Source organism: Arthrobacter sp. zg-Y919, assembly GCF_030142045.1.
In the GTDB taxonomy this organism is placed as follows: domain Bacteria; phylum Actinomycetota; class Actinomycetes; order Actinomycetales; family Micrococcaceae; genus Arthrobacter_B.
Genome location: NZ_CP126242.1, coordinates 900,894 through 920,580, shown reverse-complemented (window position 1 = coordinate 920,580; position 19,687 = coordinate 900,894). Strand labels below are relative to the sequence as shown.

Annotated in this window: 16 protein-coding genes; 9 read left to right on the top strand and 7 right to left on the bottom strand. The window is 66.3% G+C overall.

Annotation, left to right across the window (positions count from 1 at the left end):
• Window positions 1-12: 12 nt before the first annotated feature.
• Together QNO10_RS04335 and QNO10_RS04330 are read right to left on the bottom strand one after the other, a co-directional pair.
• Window positions 13-873 (bottom strand): biotin--[acetyl-CoA-carboxylase] ligase, encoded by an 861-nt coding sequence (locus tag QNO10_RS04335; RefSeq protein ID WP_284162342.1) that lies wholly within the window; start codon window positions 871-873, stop codon window positions 13-15.
• A 79-nt stretch (window positions 874-952) separates the two neighbouring features.
• Entirely contained in the window at window positions 953-1,810 is an 858-nt protein-coding gene (locus tag QNO10_RS04330; RefSeq protein WP_229949878.1) for an SDR family oxidoreductase, read from the bottom strand.
• A gap of 320 nt (window positions 1,811-2,130) precedes the next feature.
• Here QNO10_RS04330 and QNO10_RS04325 point away from each other — a divergent pair, with 320 nt between their 5' ends.
• The 5 genes from QNO10_RS04325 to QNO10_RS04305 all read left to right on the top strand — a co-directional run bounded on the left by QNO10_RS04325 (window position 2,131) and on the right by QNO10_RS04305 (window position 7,976).
• Entirely contained in the window at window positions 2,131-3,654 is a 1,524-nt protein-coding gene (locus QNO10_RS04325) for an acyl-CoA carboxylase subunit beta (protein WP_442860273.1), read from the top strand.
• On the top strand, window positions 3,651-3,908 hold the full coding sequence (locus QNO10_RS04320; RefSeq protein WP_229949876.1) for an acyl-CoA carboxylase subunit epsilon: 258 nt from the start codon (window positions 3,651-3,653) through the stop codon (window positions 3,906-3,908). The genes QNO10_RS04325 and QNO10_RS04320 overlap by 4 nt, the downstream gene beginning before the upstream one ends.
• Window positions 3,909-3,951: 43 nt before the next feature.
• Window positions 3,952-5,682 (top strand): DUF885 domain-containing protein, encoded by a 1,731-nt coding sequence (locus QNO10_RS04315; protein WP_442860271.1) that lies wholly within the window; start codon window positions 3,952-3,954, stop codon window positions 5,680-5,682.
• A 173-nt stretch (window positions 5,683-5,855) separates the two neighbouring features.
• Window positions 5,856-7,247: a dicarboxylate/amino acid:cation symporter gene (locus QNO10_RS04310; protein WP_229949873.1), complete on the top strand. Its 1,392-nt coding sequence runs from the start codon at window positions 5,856-5,858 to the stop codon at window positions 7,245-7,247.
• Window positions 7,248-7,340: 93 nt separating this feature from the next.
• Window positions 7,341-7,976 (top strand): Maf family protein, encoded by a 636-nt coding sequence (locus QNO10_RS04305; RefSeq protein WP_229949867.1) that lies wholly within the window; start codon window positions 7,341-7,343, stop codon window positions 7,974-7,976.
• Window positions 7,977-8,118: 142 nt separating this feature from the next.
• On the opposite strand, the gene QNO10_RS04300 is transcribed toward QNO10_RS04305, so the two are convergent.
• Window positions 8,119-8,880 carry an endonuclease domain-containing protein gene (locus QNO10_RS04300; protein ID WP_229949865.1) on the bottom strand — a complete coding sequence of 254 codons (762 nt, stop codon included), beginning with the start codon at window positions 8,878-8,880 and terminating at the stop codon, window positions 8,119-8,121.
• A 432-nt stretch (window positions 8,881-9,312) separates the two neighbouring features.
• On the opposite strand from QNO10_RS04300, the gene QNO10_RS04295 reads away from it, so the two are divergent.
• A complete protein-coding gene (locus QNO10_RS04295) occupies window positions 9,313-11,115 on the top strand; it encodes an acetyl/propionyl/methylcrotonyl-CoA carboxylase subunit alpha (RefSeq protein WP_229949863.1) in 1,803 nt (600 codons plus the stop codon).
• A 91-nt stretch (window positions 11,116-11,206) separates the two neighbouring features.
• Here the strand turns inward: QNO10_RS04295 and QNO10_RS04290 are convergent, their stop codons facing one another.
• Together QNO10_RS04290 and QNO10_RS04285 are read right to left on the bottom strand one after the other, a co-directional pair.
• Window positions 11,207-12,622 carry an MFS transporter gene (locus QNO10_RS04290; RefSeq protein WP_229949861.1) on the bottom strand — a complete coding sequence of 472 codons (1,416 nt, stop codon included), beginning with the start codon at window positions 12,620-12,622 and terminating at the stop codon, window positions 11,207-11,209.
• A gap of 221 nt (window positions 12,623-12,843) precedes the next feature.
• Entirely contained in the window at window positions 12,844-14,250 is a 1,407-nt protein-coding gene (locus QNO10_RS04285; protein ID WP_229949859.1) for an NAD(P)H-quinone dehydrogenase, read from the bottom strand.
• A gap of 91 nt (window positions 14,251-14,341) precedes the next feature.
• Here QNO10_RS04285 and QNO10_RS04280 point away from each other — a divergent pair, with 91 nt between their 5' ends.
• The 3 genes from QNO10_RS04280 to QNO10_RS04270 are packed head-to-tail and all read left to right on the top strand — an operon-like array spanning window position 14,342 to window position 17,542.
• Entirely contained in the window at window positions 14,342-15,142 is an 801-nt protein-coding gene (locus tag QNO10_RS04280; protein WP_229949857.1) for a purine-nucleoside phosphorylase, read from the top strand.
• A gap of 55 nt (window positions 15,143-15,197) precedes the next feature.
• Window positions 15,198-16,961 carry a phospho-sugar mutase gene (locus QNO10_RS04275; RefSeq protein ID WP_229949855.1) on the top strand — a complete coding sequence of 588 codons (1,764 nt, stop codon included), beginning with the start codon at window positions 15,198-15,200 and terminating at the stop codon, window positions 16,959-16,961.
• 17 nt (window positions 16,962-16,978) lie between these two features.
• Window positions 16,979-17,542 (top strand): dihydrofolate reductase family protein, encoded by a 564-nt coding sequence (locus QNO10_RS04270; RefSeq protein WP_229949853.1) that lies wholly within the window; start codon window positions 16,979-16,981, stop codon window positions 17,540-17,542.
• A 20-nt stretch (window positions 17,543-17,562) separates the two neighbouring features.
• Here QNO10_RS04270 and QNO10_RS04265 read toward each other — a convergent pair whose 3' ends face one another.
• Window positions 17,563-19,152, bottom strand: a complete 1,590-nt coding sequence (locus QNO10_RS04265; protein WP_229949851.1) for a putative bifunctional diguanylate cyclase/phosphodiesterase — start codon at window positions 19,150-19,152, stop codon at window positions 17,563-17,565.
• Window positions 19,128-19,589, bottom strand: coding sequence for a DUF7793 family protein (locus QNO10_RS04260; protein WP_229949849.1), 462 nt, complete (start codon window positions 19,587-19,589; stop codon window positions 19,128-19,130). The genes QNO10_RS04265 and QNO10_RS04260 overlap by 25 nt, the downstream gene beginning before the upstream one ends.
• Window positions 19,590-19,687: the final 98 nt, after the last annotated feature.

Here is a 19,687-nt window from a genome sequence, read left to right as displayed (position 1 = left end):
TCAGTGGTGCCCTCACGACGGCTCGGGCCGCAGATGCACGACGTCGGCCGCGCTGACGGTGTGGGTGGCGCCGGCGTCGTCGACAATCACCAGCGCACCGGTCGGTGCCAGGGCCACGGCGCGGCCGGTGAGGACGCCGCCTCCGGGCAGCTGGGCGCTCACGGCGCGGCCGAGGGTGTCCAGGCGTGCGGTGACCTCATCGCGGAGCGACGCACCGGATGCGACGGCTTCCGGGTCGCCGTCGACCGAGCAGAACGTCCGGTACCGGGCGGTGAACGCCAGCAGGTAATCCTGCAGGAGGATGTTGCGGTCGGTGGTGGAGGCGTACTCCATCAGCAGGCTGGTGGCCGTGGGAACAGGCAGGTCGTCATCCGTGAGGCTGACGTTCAGCCCGGCACCGACCACCACGGCCGGCGGGCCGCCGTCGGACGCGGGCACCAGCTGTGCCAGCACACCGGCAAGCTTGCGGCCGTCGACCATGACATCGTTCGGCCATTTCAGGCGCGCCTCGACGCCGGTGCGCGCGGCGACGCTCTCGGCCATGGCCAGGGCGGCAAGCAGGGACAGCCAACCGTAGGACGTAGTGGGCAGCGGGCGCCCGGCGGCATTTACGGGACGCAGCAGCACGCTGACAAATAATGAGGAACGTTCCGGCGCAACCCAGCTGCGGTCCATCCGCCCGCGGCCCGCGGTCTGGAGTTCAGCTGTGAGGACGGTCAGGTCCGCCGCTTCCCAGGGGCGCAGCCGTGCGGCGTCGGCCAGGTCGGCATTGGTGGAGCCGGTCTCCTCCACTACCTCCAGCGCGGCCAGGGGACCATTCGGGGCCACCAGGGCTGCCCTCAGGTGGCCGGCATCCAGTGCCGGTCTTTCCATGCTGGAGTAGTGCAGTTGCATGGTTCCGATCTTACGCGGGCGCCCGGACAATCCCGGGCGCCCGCTTCCGCGGCGAAGGTCAGAGGAAGAAGTCCGGCATCAGCTTGTCCGCCGGGACCCCGGGAGCGTAGCGGCTGAAATCCGTGATGCCTTCCTCCCGCAGCACCTCCTCGTCGGTGTAGAAGTTGCCGGTGGAGGAACTGCTGGGGCGCGTGAGGATGGCGTGGGCGGCATCGGCCATGATGTCCGTGCTGCGGGAGGCCGCAGCCAGCTTTGCTCCCCCGGGCATGTTGCGGATGGCCGCGGTGTCGATGCCGGTCACCGGCCAGAGGGAGTTGACGGCGACGCCGTCGTTCTTCAGTTCCTCGGCCAGGCCGAGGGTGGTGAGGGACATACCGTACTTGGCCATCGTGTAGGCCAGGTAGCCGCCCGCCCACTTGGGATCAAGGTTCAGGGGCGGGGAAAGGGTCAGGATGTGCCCGTTGTCCGAGCGGCGCAGGGCGTCCAGGGAGAACTTGGAAAGCATAAAGGTGCCGCGGGTGTTGATATCGGCCATCAGGTCGTAGCTCTTCATCGTCACGGCGTCGGTGCCGGAGAGATCGATGGCGGAGGCATTGTTCAGGACAATGTCGATACCGCCGAACTGCTCGATGGTGGCTTCGACGGCACGGGCGACATCTTCGTCGCGGCGCACGTCGCCGATGATCGGCAGTGCCTTGCCGCCTGCTGCCTCCAGCTGCTCGGCGGCCGTGTACACGGTCCCTTCCAGCTTTGGATGGGGCTCCGCAGTCTTCGCCAGCATGGCGATATTCGCGCCGTCGGCTGCGGCGCGCAGGGCGATGGCCAGGCCGATGCCGCGGCTGCCGCCGGACATCAGGATGGTGCGTCCGGCCAGAGACCGCGACGCCGTTTCCGGGGTGCTGTTGGGGATGCTCATAGCCACAGGGTAATGCACCCTCCACTGATGTTACTAGTGAGTAACATCAGTGCGCCGCTGTCCGTCCACGAAGCACCCGGACCAACCGGCGGGAGACGAAATTGTAGGTTTTCTACACTCGGTCCCCCTGCATGCGCTCATTAGACTGGGTAAACCGCCACGCATTTTGTGCGGAACCTACTTAACGCCCGCACCGCCTCCCCTGTGGAGGCCGAACGGCGTCTCAACTGAAGCACCCGGAGGCCCCCTTGAGCATCGACCAGGACCTGTCCCTGCATACGACTGCCGGCAAGATTGCCGAGTTCCGGCGCCGCCAGGCCATGGCAGCGGTGCCCTCGGGTGCGGCTGCCGTGGAAAAGCAGCATGCCCGCGGCAAGCACACCGCCCGCGAGCGCATCGACCTGCTGGTGGATGCGGGATCCTTCGTGGAGTTCGATGCCCTGGCCGTACACCGCTCCACCGCCTTCGGCATGGAGAAGAAAAAGCCGCTCGGTGACGGGCTGGTCTCCGGTTACGCCACCGTGGACGGGCGGCCCGTGGCCGTCTACAGCCAGGACTTCAGTGTGTACGGCGGCTCCCTGAGCCAGGTCAACGGCGAGAAAATCGTCAAGGTGCAGGAATTTGCCCTGCGCAACGGCTGCCCGGTGATCGGCATCCTGGACGGCGGCGGCGCCCGCATCCAGGAAGGCGTTGCCTCGCTGGCCATGTTCGCCGATATTTTCCGCAACAATGTCCACGCCTCCGGCGTCGTTCCCCAGATTTCGCTGATCATGGGCCCGTCCGCAGGCGGCGCTGCCTACTCCCCCGCCCTCACTGACTACGTGGTGATGGTGGACAAGACCTCCCACATGTTCATCACCGGCCCCGATGTCATCAAGACCGTCACCGGCGAGGACGTGGACATGGAGACCCTCGGCGGCGCGCGGCAGCACAATGCCAATACGGGAACCTCCGCCTACCTGGCCTCCGATGAAGAGGACGCCATCGAGTTCGTCCGCGAACTGCTCGATTTCCTCCCTTCGAACAACCTCGCCGAAGCGCCGCTGACCGCCTTCGACTCCGATCCCGAGCCCACGGAAGCTGATCTGGCGCTCGATGAGCTGATCCCGGACTCCGCCAACCAGCCCTATGACATCCGGGCCGTCATCGAAAATGTCCTTGATGACGGACACTTCCTGGAAATGCAGGCCCTGTACGCACCCAACGTGATCATCGGCTACGGCCGGGTCGAGGGGCACACCGTGGGCATCGTCGCCAACCAGCCGATGCAGTTTGCCGGCACCCTGGACATCGCCGCCTCCGAAAAGGCCGCCCGGTTCGTCCGCAACTGCGATGCCTTCAACATCCCGATCCTGACCTTCGTGGACGTTCCCGGCTTCCTGCCCGGCAAGGACCAGGAATTCCAGGGCATCATCCGCCGCGGCGCCAAGCTCCTCTATGCCTACGCCGAGGCCACCGTGCCCAAGCTGACGGTCATCACCCGCAAGGCCTACGGCGGCGCGTACATCGTGATGGGCTCCAAGAAGCTCGGTGCCGATATCAACCTCGCGTGGCCCACCGCGCAGATCGGCGTGATGGGTGCCCAGGGCGCCGTGAACATTCTCTACCGCGCCCCGCTCAAGGCAGCGGCCGACGCCGGCGGCGACGTTGAGGACGTGCGGCGCCAATACATCGAACAGTACGAAGACGAGCTGCTCAACCCGTACCAGGCTGCCGAGCTCGGCTACGTGGATGCAGTGATCGCCCCCTCGGAGACGCGCCTGCAGCTCATCCGCGGCCTGCGGGCCCTGCGGGACAAGCGGGCCTCACTGCCCGCCAAGAAGCATGGAAACATGCCGCTGTGAGTTCCGCAGACGCCGTAGGTACCACAGACACTGTCGGTACCGGAGACCTGGAACCGAAGCCGTTGCTTTCGGTCGTCTCCGGCAACCCCACCCCAGAGGAGCTGGCAGCCCTGGCCGCCGTCGTCGCCGGGCTCGGCGCGCAGGCCGCACCGCTTCCCCCTGCCCGGCCGGCACACCGGGCCTGGGTCCGCCGGCGGAACCTGCGCCTGGACCCGAAACCCGGTCCCGGCTCCTGGCGGCGGAGCTTCCGCTAGACACATTGGGACCCCCGGGCGGGTGTGCGGTTAGGCTACGTTTGTGAGCCAAACGACACCATCCTCCCCGCCCGAGTTCCCCTCTGCCGGCAGCGCCCCCGCGCGCCAGCCCACCGCCATCGACGCCGTTGCCGATGCCTTCACCGCCACCTTCCTGCACCTGGATCCATCCTTCGCCACGTCCCTGGGCATCCCGGGGCGGGAGACCGAATACGGTGACTATTCGCCGGCCGGCCTTGAGTCCTACGCCGAAGCCGTCCGGGAGACGCTCAGCCGGCTGGACGGCCTGGAGCCGGCGGACGACGTCGACCGCGTGACCCTCGATGCCATGCGCGAGCGCCTCGGCCTTGACCTGGAGATCCACGCCTCGGGCTGGGACCTGGCCGAACTGAACAACATTGCCTCCCCCGCGCAGGGCATCCGCACCATCTTCGACCTCATGCCCACGGACACTGAGGAACGGTGGCACCATATTGCGGGCCGCCTGAACAACGTAGGGGATGCCGTCGCCGGCTACATCACCAGCCTGCGCAGCGGAATCGAACACGGCCGGGTGGCTGCCCGCCGGCAGGTAAAGATCGTGATGGAGCAGGCCTCCGCATATGCCGAAGACGGCGGATTCTTCGCTGCCCTCGCCGCCAACGCCTCGCTGTCCGACGGCGGCGAACTGTCTGAGGGACTGCTGGCAGAGGTACGGAGCGGAGCTGACTCGGCCCGCCGCGCCTATTCAGGCCTGGCCTCCTTCCTGGAGGAGGAACTCCTTCCCGCTGCACCGGCGGGGGATGCCGTGGGCCGGGAGCGTTACGCGCTGATGTCCCGCCAGTTCCTCGGATCCGCCGTGGATCTGGAGGAGACCTACCAGTGGGGCGTCGAGGAACTGGACCGCATCATCGCGGAGCAGGAAGCCGTGGCCCAGCAGATCCGGCCCGGTGCGACCGTGGCCGAGGCGATGCGGATCCTGGACGCGGATCCGGCACGCCAGCTGCACGGAACGGATGAACTGCAGGCCTGGATGCAGGACCTGGCAGACCGCGCTGTTGCCGACCTCGCCGGGTCCCACTTCGAGATCAGCGGGCCAATGCGCCGGATCGAGTGCATGATTGCCCCCACGCAGGAGGGCGGCATCTACTACACCGGACCCAGCGACGATTTTTCCCGTCCGGGCCGCATGTGGTGGTCCGTGCCGGCCGGTGAGGACACCTTCACCACCTGGCAGGAAACCACCACCGTCTACCACGAGGGCGTTCCGGGCCACCACCTCCAGATTGCGACGGCGACGGCGTCCCGCGGGCTGCTCAACGACTGGCGGCGGAATGTCTGCTGGGTCTCCGGCCACGGCGAGGGCTGGGCGCTCTACGCCGAGCGGCTGATGGAGCAGCTGGGCTACCTCAGCGATCCGGGCGACCGGATGGGCATGCTGGATGCGCAGCGGATGCGGGCAGCGCGCGTGGTCTTTGACATCGGCGTCCATCTGGAACTGGAGATTCCCGAGCGCTGGGGCGAGGGCACCTGGACCGCCGACAAGGGCTACGCGTTCCTGAAGGAAAACATGTCCATCAGCGAGGGGCAGCTGAACTTCGAGTTCACCCGCTACCTGGGCTGGCCGGGCCAGGCGCCCTCCTACAAACTGGGCCAGCGGCTCTGGGAGCAGATCCGCGACGAGGTCCGCACCCGCGAGGGCGACGCGTTCGACCAGAAGGCCTTCCACACCCGTGCCCTGCAGCTGGGTTCCGTGGGCTTGGACACCCTGCGGCGGGCACTGCTGGACGGATAGCGGTTCTGCGATCTTCGTCGCAGTGGCCCGGGGAATGCCCCGGGCCACTGGCGCAGCTGCAGGGACTGGCGGGGATTGCCGAACCGGCGACCCGGCGCTGCCCGCCAAGGCCTGCGTAACATTTCGCAACTTTGAGACAGGTCTGATAAAGAACGGCAGCTAGAGTCTTTCGGGTGACCTCACAGACCTCTTCCCCGAAATCCCCTGCCCGGCGGCTGCCCAAGTGGGCAACGTCCTTCGGCCCGCAGATCATCGCCGCCCTCATTGCGGGCCTCGCGCTGGGCCTGCTGGCCAAGTCCATGGGCACCGTTGACGACGAACCGAACTGGCTTACCACCACGCTGGACACGATCGGCACCAGCTACGTATCGCTGCTGAAGGCCGCCGTCGTCCCGCTGATCTTCACGGCCGTCGTCAGCTCGATCGCCAATCTCCGGGCCGTGTCCAACGCCGCCCGGCTTGCCTGGCAGACACTGCTCTGGTTCGCCATCACGGCGCTGATCAGCGTAACGATCGGCATCCTGCTGGGCGTCCTGATGCAGCCCGGCAGCAATACCGACGTCGAGGGCAGCGAGTTCAGCGGAAGCCAGGGCAGCTGGGTAGGATTCCTGACCGGCCTGGTGCCGGCTAACTTCCTGGGCCTCGGTGCGAGCTCCAAGGTTGCGGAGTCCGGTGACGTCACCACGAGCGTCAGCTTCAATGTGCTGCAGATCCTCGTGATCGCCATCGCCGTCGGCATCGCCGCCCTGAAGGTGGGCAAGCCCGCCGAAGCCTTCCTGGCGCTGAACGCCTCTGCCCTGGCAGTCATCCAGAAGGTCCTGTGGTGGATCATCCGCCTGGCTCCGGTCGGCACCGTCGGCCTCATCGGCACCGCCGTGGCGACGTACGGCTGGGACACCATCGGCTCCCTGGGCATGTTCGCCCTGACCATCTACATCGGCCTGTTCCTGGTGCTGTTTGTCGTTTACCCGGTCCTCATCAAGGCCCACGGCCTTTCCATCCGCCAGTGGTTCTCCGGCGCCTGGCCGGCCATCCAGCTGGCCTTCGTCTCCCGCTCCTCCGTGGGAACACTGCCGCTGACGCAGCGGGTGACCGAACGCAACCTCGGTGTACCCCGGGCCTACGCATCCTTCGCCGTGCCGCTGGGCGCAACCACCAAGATGGACGGCTGCGCCTCCATCTACCCGGCAATCTCCGCGATTTTCGTGGCCCAGTTCTTCGGAATTGACCTGAGTTTCACGCAGTACCTGCTGATCGCCTTGGTCTCCGTGCTGGGTTCCGCTGCAACCGCCGGCACCACGGGCGCCGTCGTGATGCTCACGCTGACCCTGTCCACCCTCGGCCTGCCGCTGGCCGGCGTCGGCCTGCTGCTGGCCATCGATCCGATCCTGGACATGGGCCGCACGGCCGTCAACGTGGCCGGACAGACCGTGGTCCCCACCCTCGTGGCCAAGCGCAACGGACTGCTGGATGCCGGGCTGTACAACGCCCGCCGGCAGGGTGATCCGTTCGTGGATGACTCCGAGGAGATTGAGGTTCCGCTGCTCGTCGAGTCCAAGAGCTGACTCCTCCTGCAGTAAACGCCGGGCCGTCCCCTCGGGGGCGGCCCGGCGTTTTTGGTTTCCGGACCGGTCCGCACCGGCACTAGGCTTGATCCCGTGACCAACCCGAATCTGAGCCTCATCCTGGCCTCCGCGTCCCCCGCCCGCACCAAGCTCCTGACCGATGCCGGCATTGCCCACACCGTCCTCGTCTCCGATGTGGATGAAGATGCCGTCACCGCCCGCTACGGCCTGACGGACCCCCATGACACGGCCCTGCTGCTGGCCCGCGCGAAGGCAGAAGCCGTAGCCTCCCTGCCGGAGGCGGACGGGGCACTGGTGATCGGCTGCGATTCGGTCTTCGAGTTCGAAGGCGAGGCGCATGGGAAGCCGTGGGAGGCCGACGTCGCGCGCGAACGGATCCGCCGGATGAGCGGGTCTTCCGGGGTGCTGCACACCGGGCACTGGCTGGTGGACTGCCGCGATACCGACGAAGACGGCTCCGGGGCGACCCTGGGTGCGGTTTCCTCGGCGGAGGTGCATTTCGCGAAGCTGACCGAGGAAGAGATCGAGGCGTACATCGCCACCGGTGAGCCGCTGCAGGTGGCCGGCTCCTTCACCATCGATTCCCTGGGCGGGGCGTTCATCGAGCGGGTCGACGGCGATCCCCACGCCGTCGTCGGGCTCTCCGTGTCGACGCTCCGCCAGCTTCTGGCCAGCGCCGACGTGCGGATCATCGACCTCTGGAAGTAGTTTCCTTCGCGTGGCGGGCGCCCCTACCCTGCAGCAGATAACGGGCTTATCCGGGGCTGACGATCCATCGGTGTACAGATAACGGGCTTATCCGGGGCACAGAGCCCCATTATCTGTCCTATCAACGCGGATCCCCGCTGCCCTATACGTCCTTGCCGGGACGCCATCCAGCTATTGCCAGACCGCGCCGCACTTTTGCCCGGACGCGGTGCTGCCCCTGGGCGAAGTCAGTTTTGCTGATTTTCACCTGCGTCCATCCCAGCTCGGCGGTTTTGAGATCCCTGTAGTGGTCACGGGCCTGCTGTTCCGGGGTGAGATGGTGCGCGCCGTCGTACTCGAGACATGTTCGGAATTCCCTGCACCCGAGGTCCGTCCATACCTGGGCCTCTCCCCCGGTATTGCAGATGGCAACATTGGGCAGGAATTCGGGCAGCTGTGGGTCCTTCAGCAGCATAAGCCGCAGCAGGGTCTCCGGCGGCGAATCTACGCCCACCCGCAGGCGCTCCAAGGCATTGCGGCACTTTGCGAGATGGGGAACATGTGCCTTACCCGCAATGAATCCCTTAAGCTCTTCCAACGGAACGAGAGCCAATCGCGGCGGGCCGAAGCTCCGGTGATGCTCGCTGATGATTTGGTCCCCCATAGCAATCAGCTCATCAGGCGACAATGCGCCCGCGAGATCCATCCAGGTGCGGGCAATCCCGGTCACGGGCAGGCCCATGACCACATCGGTCTCCGGCTCGGACAGATCGAGCCGGTGTCCCACCACATTTCGTCGTCGCGGCATCCCATACCCGGGACGCCGGCTCAGGTGCAGCAGCGGTTCCTCCGCGAGCCGCCGCGGCAGCACCAAGCCATGCAGCCTGGCAGCCGTCGCGTGACTGATGACCGCGTCCGGCAGCAAGTCGATATATGGTCTGCAGCTCCCCGCCAAATCGCCAGGCATCCCCCGAGGCACGCGGATCGAGCGGCTCGGGACACGCAGATCGGAGGCACGGAGACGTTCCTTTCCGACGCCGTGGACTTTAGCTTCCGCGACAGTAAAGGGTTGGGTGCGGAGCTCATCCGGAAGTGGACTAGGTGGTCTCATACGTTCATCAACTACCCGAGAGCATGTGCACTCCACCCCGTGCAGCACCGACGGTGAAGCGGCCGGCAAACCCAATCGACATGTGGAGGAAAGCTGGGAGGCGCATCGCCTCACACCCGGGCAACCTCCGCTTTGTAGAATCCCCACAACGAATGGACCGTTCCCACGCAGAAACAGCACGTATTATGGCCCGAGACCACAAAACCGCGCTAGGCTCCGAAGAGATCAAAAGGAGCCAGTGCACCAATGAGCCAGAACACCCCCGCGCCTGCTGCGACCCCCGCAAAGGCACTCACCAAGATCCTCATTGCCAACCGCGGCGAGATTGCAGTACGGGTTATCCGGGCCGCGCGAGACGAAGGAATTGCCGCCGTTGCGGTCTACGCCGATCCGGACCGCGACGCCCTTCACGTCCGCCTCGCAGATGAGGCCTACGCGCTGGGCGGCAGCACCGCCGCCGAGTCCTACCTGGATATGGGAAAGATCCTCGACGCCGCAGCCCGCGCAGGCGCCGACGCCATCCACCCGGGCTACGGGTTCCTCTCGGAAAACGCCGAATTTGCCCAGCGCGTCATTGACGCGGGACTGACCTGGATCGGCCCCTCCCCCAGCGCGATTTCCTCCCTGGGTGACAAGGTCCAGGCCCGGCACATCGCCGCCAAGGTCGGCGCCCCGCTGGTTCCGGGCACGCAGGATCCGGTGGAATCCGCCCAGGACGTCCTGGATTTCGCGGACCGGCACGGACTCCCGCTGGCCATCAAGGCTGCATTCGGCGGCGGCGGCCGCGGCATCAAGGTCGCCCGGACCCGCGAGGAAATCCCCGAGATGTTTGATTCCGCCGTCCGTGAGGCCACGGCCGCGTTTGGCCGCGGCGAGTGCTTCATCGAGCGCTTCCTTGACGCACCCCGCCATGTGGAAACCCAGTGCCTGGCCGACGCCTACGGCAACGTCGTCGTCGTCTCCACCCGCGACTGCTCCCTGCAGCGCCGCAACCAGAAGCTGGTCGAGGAAGCACCGGCACCGTTCCTCACCGAGGAACAGAACGCCAGCCTCTACTCGGCGTCGAAGGCCATCCTGAAGGAGGCCGGCTACCAGGGTGCCGGAACCTGCGAATTCCTGGTCGGCAAGGACGGCACCATCTCCTTCCTGGAGGTCAACACCCGGCTCCAGGTGGAACACCCGGTGTCCGAGGAAGTCACGGGGCTGGACCTGGTCCGCGAACAGTTCCGCATCGCCCGCGGCGAAGCACTGGGCTACGGCGATCCCGAAGTGCGCGGACACTCCTTCGAGTTCCGCATCAACGGTGAAGATCCGGGCCGCAATTTCATGCCCGCTCCCGGCACGGTTTCCGATTTCAAGCTGCCCACCGGGCCGGGCGTCCGCGTGGACTCAGGCATCGAAGCCGGTGAAACCGTGGGCGGGAACTTCGATTCCATGCTCGCCAAGCTGATTGTCACCGGCTCCACCCGCCGCCAGGCACTGGAGCGGGCGCGGCGCGCGCTGGCGGAGATCGACGTCGCCGGGCTCCCCACCGTGCTGCCCTTCCACCGCGCCGTCACAGCAGACCCCGCATTCACGGGCGAGGACACGTTCGGCGTGCATACCCGCTGGATCGAGACCGAGTTTGTGAACACCATTCCGGCGTGGAACGGCGAGCCGGGAACAGGCGACGACGACGAGCGCCAGCGCGTCACCGTCGAGGTAGGCGGCAAGCGGCTGGAAGTCGTGCTGCCGGCCGGGCTGGGCGCCCCTGCCAACGGCGCGTCCAACGGCACTCGGGGCAACGGGAAGGCCCGCAAGCGCTCCCGGGGCGGAGCGTCCACCGCTGCCGCTGGCGACGACCTCACCTCCCCCATGCAGGGAACCATCGTCAAGGTTGCCGTCGAGGATGGAGCCGAAGTCAACGAGGGCGACCTCGTCGTGGTGCTGGAAGCCATGAAGATGGAACAGCCGTTGACTGCGCACAAGTCCGGCACCATCACGGGCCTGAGCGCCCTCCCCGGCGCGACAGTCTCCGCCGGTGCCGTCATCGCCTCCATCCAGGACTAATCCCGGACAAACGGGAGACACCAGCAGAAGCACCCAAAATAAAGCAGGCCCGGTTCCCACCAAGGGAACCGGGCCTGCTGCATTGAACCGGCTAGACGACCTTCACGGCCTCACTGGAGTTGTTTTCGTAGTCGACGTCGCGCGTCTCCTTCGTCACGAACAGGGCTACCAGGGTCAGCACCGCCATGGAGGACAGGTAGATGCCCACCAGCCACGGGCTGCCGTCCGCGGCCTGCCACAGGGCGACGGCGATGAACGGTGCCACTGCCGCACCCAGGATCGAGGAGAAGTTGTAGGCAATGGCCGAGCCCGTGTAGCGCACATTGGTCGGGAACAGCTCGGGCAGAAGGGCTCCCATGGGTCCGAAGGTCAGCCCCATCAGGGTGAAGCCGATGATCAGCAGCGCCATCACCCCTACGGTTCCGCCGCCCAGCAGCGGCGAGAACGTGAAGCCGAAGAGGAAGATGCCGGCGGTCACCACCAGCAGTGTCTTGCGGCGCCCGAACTTCTCCGCCAGCGGACCGGCGACGAGCGTGAAGACTCCGAAGAACACCACGCCGATAATCAGCATGATCAGGAAATCGTTGCGGGCGTAGCCCAGGCCGGCGGCGAAGGTCTCGGGGTCGAATACCTTGCCGCTCTTCTCCGCCGCGGCACGGGCGGCTTCCTCGGACTTGGCAGCGGTGCCGTAGGACAGGGTGAAGGTGGTCATCAAGTAGAAGAGCACATACGTTGCCAGCATGATGAAGGTGCCGGCTATCATCTGGCGCCAGCTGTATTTGAAGGCGCGGCTCAGGGGCAGTTTGCTGACCTCGCCCGAATCCACAACCTTCTGGAAGGCCGGCGTCTCAACCAGCTTCAGACGGACGTACAGGCCGATGATCACCATGACGGCGCTGGCCAGGAACGGTACGCGCCAGCCCCAGGAGTCGAACTGTTCGGCATCCAGCTGGAAGCTCAGCAGCAGGAACAGGCCGTTGGCCAGGATAAAGCCGATCGGCGCGCCCAGCTGCGGGAAGGTTCCCCAGACGGCACGCTTGTTGGCCGGCGCGTTCTCTGTGGCGAGCAGCGCGGCTCCGGACCATTCCCCACCCAGGGCCAGGCCCTGGGCAAACCGCAGGACCACCAGCATTGCCGGAGCAAGGATCGTCCAGCCGTTTTCCGCGGTCGGCAGGCAGCCGATCAGGAACGTGGCGATGCCCATGGTCAGCAGAGAGGCCACCAGTGTTCCCTTGCGGCCCACCCTGTCACCGAAGTGCCCGAAGACGATGGAGCCCAGCGGCCGTGCAATAAAGGCCACCCCAAACACGGCGAACGAGCTGAGCAGGGCGGTTACCCCCTCGGCGTTTGGAAAAAACAACCGGGGAAAGACCAGGACCGCGGCCGTAGCGTAGACGTAGAAGTCATAAAACTCGATGGAGGTTCCGACGAGGCTGGCAACAATCACACGGCCCTTGGAATTGGCTTTAGCCGGCGCCGCTGACGCGGAGGGATTCTTTGTAGACATTGGAACTCTTTCGCAAGAGGAATTGAAGTATCCATATCCTAGGAGCCCGAGTCCGTCATGTGAGATTTCTGTCCAAATACTGGACACACATTTCGTCATCCGTCATCGGCCGCTCCGAAAAACCGGGCAATGGGCTTCCCGCAATCCACTAATCGGACATAAAAAATCCCGCGCCCGCGACGGATGATCCGCCGCGGACGCGGGAATGAAAAGAGTAATCCCTACAGATGCACGTGCAGCCGCCGGGCAGCCTCCGAAATAGATCCGGTGAGGGACGGGTACACGGCAAAGGTGTTGGCCAGGTCATCCACATGCAGCTTCTGCGTGACGGCAATGGCGATCGGGAAGATCAGCTCCGAGGCACGCGGCCCCACCACGACGCCGCCAATCACGCTTCCGGAGCCCTTGCGGGCAATGATCTTCACGAAGCCCTCCTTGACGTCCATCATCTTGGCGCGGGCGTTCGTGTGCAGGGAGAGCTTGATGACGTCGCCCTGGTAGCGGCCCTCGGCGACGTCGGCTTCGGTGACACCCACGGATGCAATTTCCGGGGACGTGAAGATGTTCGACGCCACTGTCTTGAGCTTCAGCGGCCTCACGCCGTCGCCCATGAGGTGCGCCACCGCGATGCGGCCCTGCATGGCCGCCACGGACGCCAGGTTGAACACACCGGTGCAGTCCCCTGCGGCGTAGACATTGTCCGCCGTGGTGCGGGAGACGCCGTCGACCCGGATCTGGCCGCGCTCGTCGAGCTGCACGCCGGCCTCTTCCAGACCGATTCCGGCCGTGTTCGGGATGGCGCCGACGGCCACGAGGCAGTGGCTGCCCTCAAGGGTGCGGCCGTCCGCGAGGGTCACCAGCACCCCGTCGCCGGTGTTCTTCACGGAATCCGCACGGCACCGGCTGAGCACCGTCATGCCGCGGGCCTGGAAGACGTCCTCCAGGACGACGGCGGCATCCGCATCCTCGCCCGGCAGCACACGGTCGCGGCTGGAGATCAGTGTGACCTTGCTCCCCAGGCCGTTATACGCGGACGCGAATTCAGCGCCGGTCACGCCGGAGCCGATGACAATCAGGTGCTCCGGAACCTCGGTGAGGTTGTAGATCTGCTTCCAGGTGAAGATCCGTTCGCCGTCCGGCACGGACGTGTCCAGCTCGCGGGGGTTGGCGCCGGTGGCAATCAGCAGCGCCTCGGCCGTGACCGTTTCCACGGTGCCGTCCGGGGCGGTGACCTCAATGGTGGAGTTGTCCAGCAGCCGGCCGTCGCCGATCTTCACCTTCACACCCACCCGTTCGAGGGTGCTGCGGATGTCGTTGGACTGCTCCTTGGCCAGGGCCAGCAGACGGTGGTTGACCACCTTGAGGTCCGCGAAGACCGGTGAGGCGACGTCCCCGAATTCCACGCCGAGGTTCCGGGCAGCGTTCATCCGGGTCATCACGTCGGCGGTGGCGATAAGCGTTTTGGAGGGAACGACGTCGGTGAGCACCGCAGAGCCGCCCAGTCCCTGCCGTTCGACAATGGTTACGTCGGCGCCGAGGGATGCCGCCACGAGGGCAGCCTCGTAGCCGCCGGGGCCCCCTCCGAGAATCGCAAGTTTCCGGGCAGTAAAATCTAGTTGGCTGGTCACAAGGCTCTATTCTGTCCCATCCAGTGACGCTGCTCAAACGGTGGCCTCCGGCGCGGACTCCGGTGGTCCCTGCAGGCTGTAAGTTTGTTAAGTGACTAACGACCCATTTGAACTTGCCCAGCAGGCCGCCGACTACATTGCAGAGCACACCGGCGTGCCCTCCCACGACATTGCCCTCGTACTTGGAAGCGGCTGGGGTGAAGCCGCCGAACTGATCGGCGAGACCACCGCTACGCTTTCCGCCGCCGATATCCCGGGCTTCTCCGCTCCGGCCGTGCAGGGGCACGTCGGCACCATCCGCTCCGTCCTCACCACCGACGGCAAGCGCGCCCTCGTCCTGGGTGCACGCACGCATTACTACGAGGGCAAGGGTGTCCGCGCCGTCGTCCACGGCGTCCGCACGGCAGCAGCCGCCGGCGCCAAGGTCATGGTCCTCACCAACGGCTGCGGCGGGTTGAACCCCGACTGGCAGCCCGGCACTCCGGTGCTCATCAGCGACCACCTCAACCTCACGGCCGCATCCCCGCTCGAAGGCGCCACGTTCGTGGACCTGACGGACCTCTACTCTTCGCGCCTGCGCGATGTAGCCCGCACCGTGGACCCCACCCTCGATGAAGGTGTCTACGCCCAGTTCACGGGTCCGCACTACGAAACCCCCGCCGAGGTCCGTTACGCCAAGACCATCGGCGCCGACCTGGTAGGTATGTCCACGGCCCTCGAAGCCATCGCCGCGCGCCACGCCGGCATGGAGGTCTTCGGGATCTCCCTGGTCACCAACCTGGCAGCAGGCATCAGCCCGGTGGCACTGAGCCACGGCGAGGTCCTGGAAGCCGGACAGGCCGCCGGACCGCGCATTTCCAAGCTGCTCGCCGAGATCATCAACAAGATCTAGCAGCTTCGGCGCCGCTCAGCTATCCGCACCAGCACCACAACAGTAGGTACACAACATGACTCTGATTCCCGCTGAACTCGAAGAACTCACCGCCGTCGCGCAGGAATGGGCCGACAGCGATCCCGATCCTGACACCGTGCGCCAGCTCCGCACCCTCCTGCGCACCATCTCGGACGGTACGGACGCTGCGGCAGCGGCGGCGGCCGAAGAACTGGCGGACCGCTTCGCCGGCACGTTGGAATTCGGGACTGCGGGGCTGCGTGCGGAGCTGGGCGCCGGCCCCAACCGGATGAACCGCGTGGTGGTGCGGCGCACCGCTGCCGGTATCGCGTCCTTCCTCCAGGACACTGCCGGCGACAGCTGGACCCCCAGCGCCGTCATCGGCTACGACGCCCGGTACAAGTCGAAGGACTTCGCCCTGGAAACAGCTGCCGTCTTCGGTGCCGCGGGCATTGAAACGTTCCTGCTGCCCTGCACGCTGCCGACGCCGCTGCTCGCCTACGCGGTGCGTGCACTGGACACGGATGCAGGCGTCATGGTCACCGCCAGCCACAACCCGGCGGCGGACAACGGCTACAAGGTCTACCTCGGTGGACGCACGGTCAAGGGGCCGGGCCGCGGCGCGCAGATCGTCACCCCGTACGACGCCGAGATTGCCGCCCGGATCGACTACACCGTGCCGCTGGAGTCCATTGAGCTGGCACCGGACGGCTACACCGAAGTCTCCGAGTCACTGATTGCCGACTACATCGGCGGCGTGGACGACCTCGCGCACCGCGAAGGCTACCCCGCACGGGACCTGGACATCGTCCTCACGCCCATGCACGGCGTCGGCGGCGAAACCATGTCCGCCGTACTCCGCGGCGCCGGCTTCACCTCGGTCACCCTGGTTCCGGAGCAGGCTCTGCCGGACCCGGACTTCCCCACCGTCGCCTTCCCCAATCCCGAAGAACCCGGTGCACTGGACCTGGCCCTGAAGCTTGCCGTGGACCGGGACGCGGACCTTGTCCTGGCCAACGACCCGGACGCCGACCGCGCCGCCGTCGCCGCCAAAGATCCGGCCACCGGTGAATGGCGCATGCTCCGCGGCGACGAAGTGGGTGCCCTGCTGGGCCGCCACATCGCCCGCCGGATTGCGGACGGCCGCTGGAAGGTCCGGGGCGAGAAGACCCGCGCCGGCGTCGTCTTCGCCAACTCGATTGTTTCCTCCCGCCTGCTGGCACGCATCGCGGATGCTGCAGGTTTTGAGCACCAGGAGACCCTCACCGGCTTCAAGTGGATCTCCCGGGTGCCGAACCTGGTCTACGGGTATGAGGAAGCGCTGGGATACTGCGTTGCACCCGGGCAGGTCCGGGATAAGGACGGCATCTCCGCCGGAGTCCTGATCGCGGAACTTGCGGCCGCACTGAAGGCTGCGGGGCGCACGCTCTTTGACGAACTCGACGAGCTCGCACTGCAGCACGGCCTGCACCAGAGCGACCAGCTCTCCGTCCGGGTGGAAAACCTGGGGCTGCTGACCGAAATGATGCAGCGGCTGCGCGAGCACCCGCCGAAATCCTTCGCCGGCTCGGAAGTGGACACCGCCGTCGACCTCGCGGAGGGCGCCAACGGCCTTCCGCCCACAGACGGGCTGCGCTACATTACCCGGGACAACACCCGGGTCATCATCCGGCCCAGCGGAACCGAACCCAAGCTCAAGTGCTACCTCGAGGTGATTGAGCCCGTCGGTTCGGCCGCGGAGCTGCTGGCGGCGCGTTCGAATGCCCGCGCGACGCTGGACGCCGTGCTGGCGGATGTACGGACGGCCCTGGGACTCTAACCAGGCGGGAGGCCGGCATGGGACGGCTGATCTACACCAGCATCACTTCGCTCGACGGATACGTAGCGGATGAGGCCGGATCCTTTGACTGGAGCATGCCCGATGAAGAGGTGCATAGCTTCGTCAACGGACTCGACCGCAGCATCGGTACGTATCTGCTCGGGCGGCAGCTGTACGAGGTGATGACGTACTGGGATTCAGTGCCGGCCGAAGGCGAGCCCCCTGCCATCCTGGAATACGCCGGGATCTGGCAGGCGGCGGACAAGGTGGTCTTTTCCCGGTCCCTGTCCGAAGTCACCGCGCCGCGCACCCGGCTGGAGCGGGAATTCGCTCCCGCTGCCGTGCGGGCCCTGGTCGAGGCGTCCGACGGCGACGTGTCCGTGGGCGGTGCGAACCTCGCCGGCCAGGCACTGAAAGCGGGACTGGTCGACGAGCTGCAGCAGCTGCTCTCGCCCGTGGTCATTGGCGGCGGGAAGCGGTTCCTTCCGGACGGGCTCCGTCTGGACCTCGAGCTGCTGGAGGAGAGACGGTTTGGCAACGGGGTCGTGTTCCTGCGCTACCGGGTCCTGAAAGGGTCCTGAACCAGGTCCGCCGGAGCGGATCAGGCCAGCAGTTCGGTGGCCAGCGGCAGGCGGCTGCCGCTGGCCAGGAGCGTCCCCACCTGATCAGCGGTCAGGGGCCGGCTGAAGAAGTACCCCTGCCCGCTGGAGCAGCCCATCCGGCGCAGGAGCCCCGCCTGGTTGCGTGTTTCGATGCCTTCGAAAACCGCTTCCATCCCGGCGGCCTGAATCAGCCGATGGACTGCGTCGACAAACTGCAGCTGGCCCTCGTCACGGCTGATATCGGCAATCAGGGCCCGGTCCACCTTGACCGTGTCCACCGGCAGCCGGCGCAGATAACTGATGGATGAATAACCCGTACCGAAGTCGTCGATTTCCAGGCGGACGCCCAGGGCCTTGAGTGACCTCATGGAGTAGGTCTCCACGTCACCGCCGCCGACGAACGCGCTCTCCGTGATCTCGAGGACCAGATCCTGCGGCGCCGCACCCGTGTCCCGCAGGGCAGCCCGGACATAGTCCACCAGGTCCATGTTCTGCAGCTCGGACGGCGAAACATTCACACGGACGTGGAATCCCTCCTGGCTCCGCCCTTCCGCACGCCAGGCGGCCAGCTGCTCCAGTGCGGACCGCAGCACCCAGCGCCCGATACGCAGGATGGCACCGCTTTCCTCGGCCATCGGAATGAAGGCATCCGGCATGGTCAGCCCCTGCGTCGGGTGCTCCCAGCGGAGCAGGACCTCAACGCCCTGCATCCGGCCGGTCACCAGGTCAACCACCGGCTGGTACGCCAGACGGAACTCGTCCCGGTCCACGGCGTTCCGCAGTTCAGAAACCATCTCCCGGCGCAGTTGGCGGGCATAGAGCATCACAGGTTCGAAGGACCTGATCAGTCCCGGGCCTTCCTCCTTCGCCACGTACATTGCCGTATCGGCATACAGCAGCAGGTCTTCCGCGGATTGCCCTGCCTGGGCCACATGGGCACCGATGCTTGCCCGGGGCCAGACATCCAGTTCCTCCACGAGAATCCGGACTCCGAGGGAGGCCTGGATCGCTTCGGCAACGCCATGTGCGGAGGGCCGCCCGACGGCGGGGAGCAGCACGGCGAATTCGTCGCCGCCCAGCCGCGCCACGAGGCTTCCCTCCGGGACGGATGCGAGCATCCGGGAGGCGACTTCCTGCAGCACCAGGTCACCGGCCCGGTGCCCGAAACTGTCATTGATTTCCTTGAAACCGTCCAAATCAATCATCAGGACGCCGGGCGCCGCCGCTCCGCCTGCCATGTCCTCGAGGGCCAGCTCCACCTGCTGCATCAGGGCTATCCGGTTCCCCAGCCCCGTGAGCGGATCCGACAAGGCCATCCGCTCCATTTGCCGGTGTGCTTCCCGCAGTTCCAGCGTCCGGGACTCCACCCGGTGTTCCATGTCCTGGTAGACGTCGTCCAGTTCGGCTGCCAGGAGGTTGATACCGGTGCTGACGGCGTCGATCTGGTCCCGGGTCGGCGAGATGGGGATGCGGGCCGTCAGGTTTCCGGCCGCGATACTGACAATGCCCTCGACGATCCGGTCCAGGCGGGGATCCGACGTTACATCCTGACCGTGCTCCAGTGTCACGCGCTGTACCGCTTCAGCCATCTAAGCGCCGCATCTTCCGAGGAGAAGTACCGTGTGGGACACGGCTGGACCTCTCCCCCGAGCAGGAAATTGGCGATCACCCGATCCACCGGGGAGATCCCCAGCACGGCGACGGCGGTAAGGGACCGCGCGGCGCTGAAGACATCCCGGGCGCTGCGGGAAATAGACTCGACCCCGGAGAGGGTCAGGAGCATTGGCAGGCTGTGCAGGGAAGCCAGGCGGTCGATTTCCTCGGCTGCTTGGGCAGCCATGGACCCGGTAACCACCTCTCCGGGTGGGAGCACCAGCAACAGGTGGCCCTCATCAGCCAGGCTCACCTGGACCGTCCCAAGAGGTGGCGGGCACTGCAGCCCCTGCCCGGGAGCCGTGCGTGCGTTTCCCGGTGTGACGGTGGACGGTTCTGCGCCGCTGCGGTCCGCGGTGTCGTGTCTTGCCATAGCTTCCCCCAAGTCGCCGCGCAGGACCTCAATGCAGCGGATCTGCTTCACCGTACCGAAGGGCCACAGCATGACCGCCCCGGATCGGTACCTAAGTC

What these genes read in the sequence shown, in the direction of transcription:
- QNO10_RS04335 (WP_284162342.1), bottom strand. Translation starts at nt 873, where the DNA reads ATGGAAAGACCGGCACTGGATGCCGGCCACCTGAGGGCAGCCCTGGTG.
- QNO10_RS04290 (WP_229949861.1), bottom strand. Translation starts at nt 12,622, where the DNA reads ATGTCTACAAAGAATCCCTCCGCGTCAGCGGCGCCGGCTAAAGCCAAT.
- QNO10_RS04295 (WP_229949863.1), top strand. Translation starts at nt 9,313, where the DNA reads ATGAGCCAGAACACCCCCGCGCCTGCTGCGACCCCCGCAAAGGCACTC.
- QNO10_RS04325 (WP_442860273.1), top strand. Translation starts at nt 2,131, where the DNA reads ATGGCAGCGGTGCCCTCGGGTGCGGCTGCCGTGGAAAAGCAGCATGCC.
- QNO10_RS04270 (WP_229949853.1), top strand. Translation starts at nt 16,979, where the DNA reads ATGGGACGGCTGATCTACACCAGCATCACTTCGCTCGACGGATACGTA.
- QNO10_RS04260 (WP_229949849.1), bottom strand. Translation starts at nt 19,589, where the DNA reads ATGGCAAGACACGACACCGCGGACCGCAGCGGCGCAGAACCGTCCACC.
- QNO10_RS04330 (WP_229949878.1), bottom strand. Translation starts at nt 1,810, where the DNA reads ATGAGCATCCCCAACAGCACCCCGGAAACGGCGTCGCGGTCTCTGGCC.
- QNO10_RS04275 (WP_229949855.1), top strand. Translation starts at nt 15,198, where the DNA reads ATGACTCTGATTCCCGCTGAACTCGAAGAACTCACCGCCGTCGCGCAG.
- QNO10_RS04265 (WP_229949851.1), bottom strand. Translation starts at nt 19,152, where the DNA reads ATGGCTGAAGCGGTACAGCGCGTGACACTGGAGCACGGTCAGGATGTA.